The following is a 13,601-nucleotide window of genomic DNA, read 5'->3' as shown; positions in this document are numbered from 1 at the left end:
CCCACGGTGAACTGAATATAAGCTGAAAATACCATGAATATTGATGCCTTACTCACACCCATCAGTGCAGAATTTCCCTGCGGGGAAGACCTCGAATACGATGATGAATTTTTGGCGCTGGAGCGGTTTCTGATTGAAAAGCCAGAGCAACAGTTCGGTGATGTGCTGATCGCTGCTGAACCGCCCAACTGGACAGAGGCAGAAAAAACAGCCATCCAACTGCTGTCGCGTTCTAAAGATCTGCGTATCATCATCGCCCTTATGCAGGCATGGTTAAATCTACGCGGGATCTGTGGCTATGCTGATGGCCTGAATTTACTCCGCCAGACGCTGGAACGTTACTGGCAGGATGTGTGGCCAAAACTGGAATTTAATGGTGAATATGACCCGCTGCTTCGTCTCAACACACTGGCAGCGATTGAAGATGGTTCTCCGTGTACGCTGAAAGCGCAACACACCGTGATCCTTAAAAGTATTTCAACGGAATTATCGTTACAGGAAGTCTGCTTGCTGCTTAACGGGACAGTCACCGAAATCAAAGGTTATACCGGTGGGCGCAATCGATTATTGGATGAATTAAAACAACAATCCCACAGCCCTGAGATCTTGGCCATCGCCACCATTCGCGAGCAACTGACTGCCCTGATTGACATTATTCGCCACCATTTATCCGACAATCATATTCCCGAATTGCCGCAATTTTTAAAACAACTGGATACCATCATTGGATTTTGTGGTATTGCAGAAAATATTGCCAATACAGAACACGTTGAATCTGCGCCAGTGACGAAACCGAAAACCGCAACAGGACAAACAGCAGCAACAGCAACCCTTGCAGCTTCCGAGGAAGTGACATGGGTTAGTTGGCACGACATTGAAGCCAGTCACCGTGATGATGCGCGTATTTTATTGGAAAAAGCCAAAATTTATTTTCTTCAACATGAGCCAAGCCATCCGGCTCCGATGATGATTGATCGCATTCTGCGACTGATTGACAGTGATTTTATGAATATCATCAACGATCTTGTGCCGGAAGGGTTAAATCAGCTTGAGAGCATTTTCGGGCGCCCACATAATCCTGATCATCACTCTGATAGCGATTAAGCCTTTCTTGTTTTAATCCATTCACTGATTTGTCAGTGAATCTCTTATACCCAATCACTTTCTAGTTGCAACCCTGACGCCAAAGGGAGCGGCTCCTGAAACCCATCATAAGCTAACCACGGTATAGCATCGGGTCGGGATACGTGTACGTCACTTATAAACTTGCGGCTTAAAGATAAAAGGGTATCAACTTAGTTATCTAGCCAGTAATGGAGAATGTGTTATGAAATCCAGCGGACAAAAGTTTATCGGACGCAATCGCCCTCCTCGCGTACAGATTGAATACGATGTCGAGCTTTACGGTTCAGAGAAGGCGGTTCAACTGCCCTTTGTTATGGGAGTTATCGCTGATTTGGCCGGAAAACCCGCAGAAGCCTTACCGGATGTCACTGATCGCAAATTTTTGGAAATTGACATTGACAACTTTGATGAGCGCATGAGTTCAATCAAGCCAAGGGTGGCCTTTCAGGTTGAAAATACCCTGACCGGTGATGGTAAGCTGAATATCGATTTAACCTTTGAAAATATGGAAAATTTTCAACCCGATGCTATAGCCAAAAAGGTCGAGCCATTGGCTCAATTGCTGGAAGCACGCACCCAACTGGCAAACCTGCTTTCTTATATGGACGGTAAAAATGGCGCAGAAAAACTAATTGCCGAAATATTGCAAAACCCCGCCCTGCTGCAATCCTTGGCGGAAGCACCAAAACCTGAAGATCACGCTTCAGAAGAAGGTACTGAAGATAAGGAGTAATTGATGAGCTCAACTGAACAAGAAACCCAGATTCAACAAGCACAGGTATCGAAAGAGTATACCCCTGATGAATTCAGCGCATTGCTGAACAAGGAATTTCGGCCGCAAAGTGACCATACCCGCAGTGCCGTCGAAAATGCGGTGAAGACACTGGCACAGCAAGCGTTGGAAAATACGGTTACGCTTTCTGGCGATACCTATCGGACTATCCAGTCATTGATTGCTGAAATCGATGCCAAGATATCACAACAGATGAATCATATTCTGCACCATGAAGAATTCCAGACCCTGGAAGGGGCTTGGCGCGGTTTGCATTATATGGTCAACAATACCGAAACCGATGAAATGCTGAAAATCCGTGTGATGTGTATTTCCAAAAAGGAATTAAGCAACACACTCAAACGTTTCAAAGGAGTTAGCTGGGATCAAAGCCCGATTTTCAAAAAGATCTATGAAGCGGAATATGGTCAATTTGGTGGCGAACCTTTTGGCTGTCTGGTGGGCGATTACTATTTCGACCATACGGCACCGGATGTTGAACTGCTGCGCCAGATGGCACAAATCAGTGCAGCGGCACACTGCCCCTTTATTTCAGGCGCATCACCGAGTGTGATGCAAATGGAATCCTGGCAGGAACTTGCCAATCCCAGGGATCTGACCAAAATTTTCCAAAACACGGAATATGCGCCTTGGCGCAGCTTGCGTGAATCTGAAGACGTGCGTTACATCGGGTTGGCGCTGCCGCGTTTCCTCTCGCGCCTCCCCTATGGCGCGCTGACTAATCCCGTTGATAATTTCAATTTTGAGGAGAATACAGAAGGTCCAACCCACAATAACTACACTTGGGCGAATGCCGCTTATGCCATGGCCGTCAACGTTAATCGCTCTTTTAAGCTGTATGGCTGGTGTACGTCTATCCGGGGCGTAGAGTCCGGCGGGATTGTCGAAAACTTACCTTGCTACACGTTTCCCTCTGATGATGGCGGCGTGGACATGAAATGCCCCACCGAAATCGCCATTAGCGATCGCCGTGAGGCAGAGTTGGCGAAAAATGGGTTTATTCCGTTATTGCATCGCAAAAACACGGACATGGCTGCCTTTATTGGTGCCCAATCGCTGCAAAAACCGGCGGAATATTACGACCCGGATGCGACTGCCAATGCCAACCTTGCTGCGCGTTTGCCCTATTTATTTGCCTGCTGCCGTTTTGCCCACTACCTGAAATGTATCGTCCGCGACAAAATCGGGACGTTTCAGGAGCGTTCTGATATGGAACGTTGGCTGAATGATTGGATTATCAATTATGTTGATGGTGATCCCGTTAATTCATCACAAGGCACCAAAGCGAGGAAACCGCTGGCAGCCGCAGAGGTTCAGGTCGAAGACGTAGAAGGTAACCCGGGATATTATCAGGCTAAATTTTTCCTGCGTCCCCATTATCAGCTCGAAGGCTTGACTGTTTCCCTGCGCTTAGTTTCAAAACTCCCTTCATTAAAAGGAGCCTGATCTTAATACATTAAGATATTTTTATCGATAACACATCTTACGACCCAAAACCTCCCTACCCATCCTTAATGTTCAAAACGCATATATTTTTATGCTTAACGCCAATAGGTATTTATTGAATGCTTTTATTGGCCCCATTAGTTCATTCAACTTTAATAAGGCGGAAGTTATGGCTACTCCAGGTATTGATGCATATATTAATTTTACTGACGTTAAAGGAGAATCAGGTGATAACGAGTTCAAAGATTGGACGGCGGTCAGATCGTTTTCACTGGAAGTGCTTAACCGTATTAATCAGGCGACTCAGGGCACTGGGTTAGGTGCAGGTATCGTGTCAGTTTCTGGTTTGTCTCTGGATATCTTATTTGACAAATCGGCTATCACCTTACGCCAGTATCTCGTCAAAGGGACACATATCAAGGAAGTGAAACTGAATGTACGTCGGCAGGGAGGTAAGCAAGAACCTTGGTATACATTAGTCCTGACCAATGCCTTGATCGCGCGTTCCACTCTGGCCTACGGGGATGGCGGTTTTTATGCTTCCATTCTTATTGCCTTCCAAAAACATAAAGAAAGCTATTTCTCGCAAGAATTCGCCTCGGGTGCTAAAGGTGCTGAAGTCAGCTATGACTGGGATTCTTATAGTAATCAAGGCGGTTAACACGCATAAACCAACATTAACAGCCTTCCTGTGGATGTCCACAGGAAGGCTAAATAGGTATCTATACTTATGAGATTCGCCATTGTTAAAAACTCAGGCTCAAACCCACCCCCGCAACTGAGTTATGACTTTTCTCCCCCAGGCGGCACGATTGGTCGCGGTACGGAAAATAATTGGTATTTACCTGATGACGATCTGACCATTGCCAGATTGCAGATCATTGTGTCCATTTCTGTTGATGGAGAATGCCGGATCAGTAATCAAGGCTCAACTTCTGAGGTTTTGCTGAACATGATCCCCCTGGCTCCCAATCGCCAGATTGAAGTCCGCGATGGTGATATGCTGAATATTGGCGATTATCAGATCCAAATCATGGATACCGATAAGGGGTCATCACAACAGGCGACCATCCCACTGGCTGCTGGTGAAGCAACAATTTCCAGTGAAATTTGGGACGATATTGAGCAGCTTTTCACCACACCTGATGCCGCACCACCTCTTGATCCTCACCAGATTCAACCCGCCTTGGACGGCAACGATCCGCTGGACAGCGATTTCCTGAGAAACAATCCCCTGATAAAAGACCAGCACACTCAAGAACGGAATCCCATTGACCCACTGGCGCAAATTGAAACAACAACCGATCTTGATGCTTTGCAATTACGGGCCACAGATCCGATTGCAATGTTCGATTCAGACACGACTTTCCAGCAGGAAGACATCCTGAATGACCATACACCGACCACACTGTTGCCGCTTGATGATCAAGGTGAGGATAAACAGGAAATTGACCCGCTGGCACTGTTTGCGAATAAACACCTTTCAGACAAACACCTTAAGACGACACAATATGCCAACAATTATTATGCCAAAAACCAGTATGCCAAAAATAATGATCCCCTGAGCCAGATGTTGAATAACGCGGTTCCCTTGAATCCCGTGGATGATGCGGTTATTCCGCAACCTCAATCTATTTTTCCTGAACCCGCTGAACCCTTTGAATTATTTGAACCATCCCCTGAGCGGGCACGGGCTGATACCCCCAAAATCGAACCGATTGAAGAAGAAATTTTCCACGATCCCCTGAAATATGCCCAAGAGCCTCAGCAAAATGATGCCCGGCATCAGGGTACAGATAAATATCAGGCCGGTCGTGTCAAATTGGAAGGAAAGTTACTGACGGCGTTATTGGATGGCATGGGGCTAAAAGAGACAAACACGCTGCAATTTGATGAACAACAGATGTATCAGCTGGGTCTATTGGCCAGCCGATTAACCCAGTGCATCATCACACTCAACGCTTCACGTATCCAACTCAAACGTCAGGCAAATGCAGACATGACCCAATCCCTGCTTGACGCTAACAATCCATTTAAACTGTTACCTTCTGGCCAATCGGTTTTGGCACTGATGTTTGGTGGACATATACCCGGCTTTATGCCGCTTGAGCAAGCAACTCATGACATTTTAATCGAGTTACAAGCCCACCAACTCGGCATGATTGCGGGAATACGCGCTATTACAACCGATATATTGCATTTATTCCATCCTGCTGTTCTTGAACGAAAAGCGCGGGCAGATGATTGTCTGCCACGTTTGTCGTTATCATCAACCAACAAAGCATCCATGTGGGAATACCTCACTAAACAGTATCAAAAAGCCGTGCATGAGTTTGAACAAGACTCGGTTCTGTTTGGTGCAAATTTCCTGCAAGCCTATGAAGCAGAAGTGAATCGATATAAAGACTCTCAATCATAATGGCGAATAGGTGATCCATGAATGACAATATCACTTTACTGCATGGCGGTTATCAGAGTCGCAATAACCCCACGCGTATTGCTGCCAAAGATCGAATGCTGCCTTCTTTATTGGACAGGCTCACCGATAATGAACCGGATAAAAAGCAAGAAGCAGTCAACAATTACATGCTCTCGCACTCGGCCTTACGACAGAATGTGCTGAGGGATTTGCAATGGTTGCTCAATAATATCAATAGTGAATCTGAACAGAATCTCACCCCATTTTCAGAAATTCGCCATTCTGTTTATAACTTTGGCCTGCCCCCTTTATCGGGTAAATGCCTGTCTGAAATTGAGTGGGGAGATATCCAACATCGGATCATTACCGCAATTCATATCTTCGAACCGCGTATCATTCCCGACGGGCTTGAGGTCAGTTGTGTTTCCGATACCCACTCATTGACGCTATACAATACTTTATCCATAGAAATAAAAGGGTTTTTATGGTGCGTTCCCTGGCCGCTGGAATTCCTGTTCCGTAGTGATATCGATCTGGAAAATGGTTATTTCACCATCAAAGAAGCCGGATAACGTCGAGATAAAGAAGACACAAGAGGGGCCCATGGACAATAAATTGCTTGAGTATTATAACCGTGAATTAGTGTACTTACGTGAAATGGGCAAAGAATTTGCCGAACTCTACCCGAAAGTCGCCAGTCGCTTAGGTATGCATGGTATTGATGTTGTCGATCCTTATGTTGAACGCCTAATGGAAGGTTTCGCTTTCCTGACCTCTCGCATTCAGTTGAAAATGGATGCGGAATTTCCACGCTTTTCCGAGCAGTTACTGGAGATGCTGTACCCGAATTATTTGTCTCCCACGCCTTCAATGGCCATCGTCGAACTCCAGCCGGATACCAGCAAGGGCGATATCAGCCACGGGTTTTTAGTGCCGCGTGGCACCGTCATGCACAGCCAGACCTTGAAAAAAGATGGGATCAATTTCCACTATACCACCACACAAGATGTCACTTTGCAGCCATTGCAGCTAAAGAACGTTGAACTCGGCAGAATTCCGGCCAACCTTCCGCTCGTGGCCTTGAACCTTCACCAGTATGGCGCGGTCAGTGCCTTGCGCATTCACCTGAGCTGCGAAGGAAAATTCTTCCTCAATGAGCTGACGCTCAAAAAACTGGTCTTTTTTCTTTCCGGGCCGGATATTCAATCCCAGCAATTGCTGGAGCTGATCATGGAGCACTCTGTCGGCATCGTATGCCAGACACTGGGTAATGCCCCCCAATATCAGGTTTTGCCTGATGTATTCCCCCATCATGAGGGATTTGATGATGATCAGGCATTACTCCCCAATGACCCACGTAATTTCAGTGGCTATCGGCAACTCCAAGAGTATTTTTCTTTTCCCGCACGCTTTCAATTTTTCAGTATCAGCGGCATGGGATCTTTGCTGGAACAGACAACAGAAAAAAGTGAATTTGAGTTGATACTGCTGCTGGACAAAGCAGATGCCAATCTGGAACGTCTGGTGGATATCTCTTATCTGGCCTTAAACAGTACCCCGGTGATTAATTTATTCCCTAAAGTTACCGAACGTGTTTCCGTGGAAGAGAGCACCAATGAATACCATTTGGTTGTCGATAATATTCGTCCGCTGGATTACGAAATTTTTTCGGTACAACGCCTGCACGGGGCAGATATCAAACGCAAAGAAACCCAAGTATTCCGGCCATTTTGGTCAACCTTTAGTGATGACAAGGGCAACTACGGCGCTTACTTTTCCATGCGTCGTGAACCGCGTATTTTATCTGAACATGCCCATCACTATGGTGCCAGAACCAGTTATGTCGGAACAGAAGCCTTTGTTTCTATTGTTGATGAACAACATTCCCCGTGGTCCAATGAATTAAAATTCCTGACCGCCGATGTGATGTGTACCAACCGTGATTTATCAGCAATGCTGCGTCAACAGGATCTCGACAATTTTGCCATGTTGGATTCGATTCCCATCAACCAGATTGTGTTTCTCAAAAGACCCACCATCCCGCGCCCAGCCTTAACCCAAGGTTCGGCTTCCTGGAAATTAATGAGCCAGCTTCAACTGAATTACCTGAACTTTATGGATAAAGATGATGAGCAAGGTACTCAGGCACTGCGGCAATTGCTGAGTCTCTATGCCAACCTTGCCGACCCGGCTGTCATCCGCCAAATTAACGGCATCCGCCATTGTACCTTAAAGACCATTCATCGACGGGTTCCTGAACCCGGCCCGATTGTTTTCGCCCGTGGCGTCAGCATCAGGATAGAGGTGAATGAGCAAGAGTTTGCGGGAACCAGCCCTTGGCTGTTAGCCAGCGTACTGGAAAGGCTCTTCTCACGTCTGGTCACCATGAACTCGTTTACTGAAATGACGCTGTATAGCCAGCAACGCGGCAATATCGGTTTTTGGCCTGCCCGCATGGGCAACAAGAGATTGATATAAAAAATGAATACGCATCCAAAACAGGCTATTTCCCTGCATCGTCTCAGTCGGTTGCCCGATGATTTTTGGCAACAACTCACCCAAGCCCCTTGGCAATTCGACTTATTTCAAACGCTGCGCCGGATCGATGCCCAGTCCGGAACCTATTATAGGTTAGGCTCTGCCCCATTGCCGAAACATGATCTATTGCGGTTGGGGCAAAAGGCGTCCCTGATTTTCGCTCCCTCGACGATTGCCGACGTCAAGCCGCGGGAAAACTCAAAACTGTATGACATGCTCATTTACAGTTTCGGTCTGTTCGGACCCAATGGCCCATTGCCATTACATATGACCGAATATGCTTATGCGCGACAATATAATTATCAAGATCCCACCCTGAGCGCATTTGCCAATTTATTTCACCACAGGCTGATCCTGTTGTTCTATCGCGCTTGGGCCAATACCCGGCCCACCGTATCGCTCGACCGTCAGGATAACCAACGCTTTTGCCATTATCTCTCCTGTTTGGTGGGCATGGGATTGCCCGCACAACAAAAGCCAGACACCCTCCATGATCATGCCCGTTATTCATTATCCGGTCATTTATCCCGCCAAGGGCATAGCGCAGAAGGGTTGGAAAAAATACTGTCCTATTATTTCAAGATCCCGTTAAAAATTGTGCAGAATATTCCCCAATGGCTGAACATCGAAGTGCATGATCAGGCTCAATTAAAAGCAGGGCGTCACCTGCCCCGTTTGGGCCAATCGGCCTTTCTGGGTATTGCACTCTACGATATTCAACATAAGTTCCGCATTGAGTTAGGCCCGCTAAGCATGGCTGAATATGAAATGTTCTTGCCGGGAGAATCTAAATCAAACCAGTTAGGTGACTGGGTTTATCAATATCTGGGGATTGAATACGCATGGGATATCCGGTTAATTATTCACCAATCAGAGGTGAAAGGTATTCGTCTGTCAGAACCGGTCAAACTGGGATTAAGCAGTTGGCTAGGCAAAATTAAGCCGGGTAAGAATACCCGACCCGCCCATCGTGGCGATTTGATTTATCACCGTTAACCCTCACCCTACGGATGATACGCTATGTCTGAAATCAGTCGTTCTGTGCTCTTTGGCAAACTTAACCGTACCCTGTTCACGTCCTTAGAGAATGCCACCGCTTTTTGTAAACTGCGTGGCAACCCTTATGTCGAATTAGTTCACTGGCTGCATCAACTTATGCAGCAACAAAACAGCGATTTGCAGCAGCTTATCCGCTATTTTTCCCTCGATGAATCCGCACTGACGAAAGATATTGTGACCGCACTGGATCGCTTGCCACGCGGAGCCAGCGCTATCTCGGATCTTTCAGAACATATTGATAATGCGGTGGAACGCGCCTGGGTATACGGATCACTGAAATTTGGTGTTAATGAAATTCGCACGGCCCATTTACTGATAGGTATCTTGAAAACCTTTAATTTACGCAATGTGCTGAAATCCATTTCTCCCCAATTTGATCGTATTCAGGCAGATACCCTGCTCGACAATTTTAATGGCATTTGCAGCGATAGCGATGAATCTCAGGCAGCTGCATCATCAACCAACATACCGGCTGCCTCCTCTGCGCAACAATCTTCTCTGGCACAATCCTCTCTCGTACAATCCTCTCTCGCACAATATGGCCAAGAACTGACTGCCCGTGCACGCAATGGGGAAATTGATCCGGTATCCGGGCGTGATGAGGAAATTCGCCAGATTATTGATATCCTGATGCGTCGTCGCCAGAACAATCCCCTGTTGACTGGCGAAGCGGGTGTCGGCAAAACTGCGGTGATTGAAGGATTGGCACTGAAAATTGTGGCACAAGAAGTTCCTCCGCCCCTGCGCAATGTCCAGCTTTGGCTGCTGGATATCGGTATGCTTCAGGCCGGTGCCGGTGCCAAAGGCGAATTTGAATCTCGTTTACGTAAAGTGATTGATGAAGTACAGTCCAGCCCGACACCAATCATTCTGTTTATTGATGAAATTCATACCTTGATTGGTGCCGGCGGACAACAGGGAACCGGCGATGCGGCCAATCTGTTAAAACCGGAATTGGCGCGCGGTCAATTACGGACGCTTGGTGCCACCACTTGGTCTGAGTACAAAAAATATATCGAAAAAGATCCTGCCCTTACCCGCCGTTTTCAGGTCGTTCAGGTTCATGAACCCGATGAGAATAAGGCCCTGCTCATGCTGCGCAGTCTGGTCAAGCCACTGGAACAGCACCATCATGTGCTTTTGCTGGATGAAGCCGTGGAAGCCGCGGTACGCCTTTCGCATCGTTATATTCCCGCCCGCCAATTACCCGACAAAGCAGTGGCCTTACTGGATACGGCCTGTGCCAGAGTAGCAATCAGCCAATATGCAGAACCCCCGCAACTGGAAGATTGCCGTCATCGCATAGAAGCACGGCAAATTGAGCGGGAGATTGCCGAACGGGAATTTAAGGTAGGCATCGGTGATCAACAGCGGTCAGCCGCCATTCTCAATGAACTCTCCCGCCTGGAAGCGCAGAAAGCGCAATTACAGGAACGCTGGGAACAAGAACTTTTCTTGATCGATAAAATTATTTCCCTGCGCACACAATTACACGAAGAGCAATATGATGACGCCGCAGCAAAACACGCCGAATTGTCAGGGTTACAGCAACAATTGAAAACCTTACAGGGGGAAGAGCCACTTATCTTTGCCGCCGTAGACAGCAATATTGTTTCTTCCGTCGTTTCAGACTGGACAGGCATTCCCCTCAATCGCATGGTAAAAGACGAAATCGACGCCGTCTTACAGTTGGCAGATACACTCAGCCAACGTGTCATTGGCCAGTATCACGGGTTAGAGTTAATTGCCAAACGTGTCCGTACTTCACGCGCCAAACTCGATGATCCCAATAAACCCGTCGGAGTTTTCATGTTGTGTGGCCCGTCCGGGGTGGGTAAGACGGAAACCGCGCTCGCGCTTGCCGAAACGTTATATGGTGGGGAACAAAACCTGATCACCATCAATATGAGTGAATTTCAGGAGGCCCACACCGTCTCAACCCTGAAAGGCGCTCCGCCCGGCTATGTCGGGTATGGTGAAGGGGGTGTCCTGACGGAAGCTGTCCGGCGGCGTCCTTACAGCGTGGTCTTGCTGGATGAAATCGAAAAAGCGCATCCTGATGTGCATGAGATTTTCTTCCAAGTCTTCGACAAAGGCTGGATGGAGGATGGCGAAGGACGCCATATCGATTTTCGCAATACCATTATTCTCTTGACATCCAATGTCGGTGCTGATCTGATCAATGCACTTTGCACTCAACAAGACGCGCTTCCAGCGCCAGAAAAACTCAGCACAGCGTTGCGCAAGCCATTATTGAATGTGTTTCCTACCGCCCTGTTGGGACGATTACTGGTTATTCCTTACTACCCATTGAGTGATGAAGTCATGATAAATATTGTGCAATTACAACTGGCGAAGATTAAAAAACGTCTGTTGGAAAACCACGGTATTACAGCAACATTCGATGATGTTATGGTTGAGCATATCGTCAGCCGGTGTACAGAAATTGAGTCCGGTGGCCGTATGGTTGATGCTATCCTGACAAATACGCTGCTGCCGCAAATCAGTCAGCAACTGCTTTCTGCCAGCACGCATGATGAACAATACCATCATCTTCGGGTTTCTCTCGAACAGGGTGAGTTTCAATTTCAATTCACGAGTTAAATCACCAAGGGGCCATCCAAGTGCAGAATTTCTACCGAACTTATGACGATGGCAACATTGGCTTTACTCACCCGCTTCCCATTGGGTACTGTCTCAATGAATTTGAAATCGAAGAAGTCATTAGCAAAAGCAGGGGCAGTATTGTGTATCGTGTTTGGGATCATCATCTAAAACACGCTATTGCTATCAAAGAATATATGCCCCACTCTTTTGCCATCCGTCGCCGAGACATGATACTCGATTTAGGGGGAGAAAAGGACTTACGAAAAGAAAAGCTAAAAAAACGGTTTCATGCCGGATTGCAGGACTTTATCCGCGAAGCCCATTTGATGTCCTATCTCGAACATTCCTCTCTTCCCCATTTTCTGCGCTTTTGGCAACAAAACGACACGGCGTATATCGCGATGCCTTTTTACAGGGGCATGACATTAAATAAATTGTGGATAAGGCACTCACACCTTATTAATGAAAACTGGCTGCGTCAGATCCTGTTTCCGTTGTTGGATGCGCTTGATACACTCCACCAAAGAAATTATCTACACTGCGATATCTCTTTGGACAATATTTTAATCCGGGAGAGTCAATCCCCCATATTGCTGGATTTAGGATCGACCCGCCAGACAACAAAACGCTTGTCTGATGATACCGAGATAACCGTCCGATCCGGCTTTACCCCCGTGGAACAGTACACCGCCAATGAAGAAAACCAACAAGGGCCTTGGACGGATATCTACGCGTTGGGGGCGGTGCTATACACTTTGATTGTGGGCAAGCCCCCTCCCGTCAGTATTGTTCGCAATCTTGACGATAATTATCAGCCGCTGGCTAAATTACGGCCAGCAGGGTACTCCTTATCGTTTCTACATGCCATTGATGCGGCCCTGGCAATAAATCCGTCAGAACGTCCACCGTCCATAACCGAATTCGTGGCAATTTATCAATCAGCCTGATCCCACGTATCATCAATCAATGATGTCAGCACATGATCCTGCCAGTCCCCATCAATCATTAAATAATTCTTGGCATAACCTTCCCGCTCAAAACCTAACTTTTTAAGTAAATTGCCACTGCGATGATTATGTGGCATGTAATTAGCCATAATCCGGTGCATTTTCTGGTAGCGCTGCATATAGCGGATTGTCGGTTGCAAGGCTTCATACATTAGCCCTTGCCCTTGCCATTTTTCACCCAAAGAATAACCAAGGTAACAGGAATAAAACGCCCCTCGCACAACATTAGTGAAATTAGCCACCCCCATCACGTCATTTTCATCAGGATCTAATAACAAAAAATTAAATGCTGATCCCTGCCGTTGTGATTCCGCAATATAATTCAACCTGTTTGTCCACCCGGAAGGTTGATAAAAACTCCCCTCCCTGATAGGTTCCCACGGCTTGAGAAAATCTTTATTTTCTGCATAATATTCAGCCAATCGATAAGCATCCCGCTCATACACCACACGAACGACTATTCTGTCCGTAATAAAGCGGATTTTGGGGGATGTAGAACGATAACCAAACATGGTTTCTCCTGATATTAACTTTGGAATATGTTCTAATAATTTAACGCCTGCGACATTTTTTATCATCCTGCAACGATAAAAAAATATCATCTATC

Annotated in this window: 11 protein-coding genes; 10 read left to right on the top strand and 1 reads right to left on the bottom strand. The window is 46.8% G+C overall.

Annotation, left to right across the window (positions count from 1 at the left end; genetic code table 11):
* The first annotated feature begins 33 nt into the window (after positions 1-33).
* The 10 genes from tssA (at position 34) to PSI17_RS06635 (ending at position 12,934) form a co-directional block, all read left to right on the top strand.
* Positions 34-1,104, top strand: a complete 1,071-nt coding sequence (gene tssA / locus PSI17_RS06680; RefSeq protein ID WP_273551228.1) for a type VI secretion system protein TssA — start codon at positions 34-36, stop codon at positions 1,102-1,104.
* A gap of 223 nt (positions 1,105-1,327) precedes the next feature.
* Positions 1,328-1,858: a type VI secretion system contractile sheath small subunit gene (gene tssB / locus PSI17_RS06675; RefSeq protein WP_273551227.1), complete on the top strand. Its 531-nt coding sequence runs from the start codon at positions 1,328-1,330 to the stop codon at positions 1,856-1,858.
* A gap of 3 nt (positions 1,859-1,861) precedes the next feature.
* Positions 1,862-3,364, top strand: a complete 1,503-nt coding sequence (tssC, locus tag PSI17_RS06670; protein ID WP_273551226.1) for a type VI secretion system contractile sheath large subunit — start codon at positions 1,862-1,864, stop codon at positions 3,362-3,364.
* Between the two features lie 169 nt (positions 3,365-3,533).
* Positions 3,534-4,025: an Hcp family type VI secretion system effector gene (locus PSI17_RS06665; RefSeq protein WP_273551225.1), complete on the top strand. Its 492-nt coding sequence runs from the start codon at positions 3,534-3,536 to the stop codon at positions 4,023-4,025.
* Positions 4,026-4,094: 69 nt separating this feature from the next.
* Positions 4,095-5,783: a type VI secretion system-associated FHA domain protein gene (locus tag PSI17_RS06660; protein WP_273551224.1), complete on the top strand. Its 1,689-nt coding sequence runs from the start codon at positions 4,095-4,097 to the stop codon at positions 5,781-5,783.
* A gap of 17 nt (positions 5,784-5,800) precedes the next feature.
* On the top strand, positions 5,801-6,355 hold the full coding sequence (locus PSI17_RS06655; protein WP_273551223.1) for a type VI secretion system baseplate subunit TssE: 555 nt from the start codon (positions 5,801-5,803) through the stop codon (positions 6,353-6,355).
* A gap of 31 nt (positions 6,356-6,386) precedes the next feature.
* Positions 6,387-8,261 carry a type VI secretion system baseplate subunit TssF gene (gene tssF, locus PSI17_RS06650; protein WP_273551222.1) on the top strand — a complete coding sequence of 625 codons (1,875 nt, stop codon included), beginning with the start codon at positions 6,387-6,389 and terminating at the stop codon, positions 8,259-8,261.
* Between the two features lie 3 nt (positions 8,262-8,264).
* Complete coding sequence (gene tssG / locus PSI17_RS06645) at positions 8,265-9,317, top strand: type VI secretion system baseplate subunit TssG (RefSeq protein ID WP_273551221.1); 1,053 nt, start codon at positions 8,265-8,267, stop codon at positions 9,315-9,317.
* 24 nt (positions 9,318-9,341) lie between these two features.
* Positions 9,342-11,984, top strand: coding sequence for a type VI secretion system ATPase TssH (gene tssH / locus PSI17_RS06640; protein ID WP_273551220.1), 2,643 nt, complete (start codon positions 9,342-9,344; stop codon positions 11,982-11,984).
* Between the two features lie 20 nt (positions 11,985-12,004).
* Positions 12,005-12,934, top strand: a complete 930-nt coding sequence (locus PSI17_RS06635; RefSeq protein WP_273551219.1) for a serine/threonine protein kinase — start codon at positions 12,005-12,007, stop codon at positions 12,932-12,934.
* Here PSI17_RS06635 and rimJ read toward each other — a convergent pair.
* Positions 12,922-13,506, bottom strand: coding sequence for a ribosomal protein S5-alanine N-acetyltransferase (gene rimJ, locus PSI17_RS06630; protein WP_273551218.1), 585 nt, complete (start codon positions 13,504-13,506; stop codon positions 12,922-12,924). The two genes, PSI17_RS06635 and rimJ, sit on opposite strands and share 13 nt — an antisense overlap.
* Positions 13,507-13,601: the final 95 nt, after the last annotated feature.

It is taken from the genome of Xenorhabdus sp. IM139775, assembly GCF_028598745.1.
Taxonomy (GTDB): domain Bacteria; phylum Pseudomonadota; class Gammaproteobacteria; order Enterobacterales; family Enterobacteriaceae; genus Xenorhabdus.
Note: the sequence above shows the minus strand (reverse complement) of the source record. Positions and strands in the feature narration are given on the sequence as shown.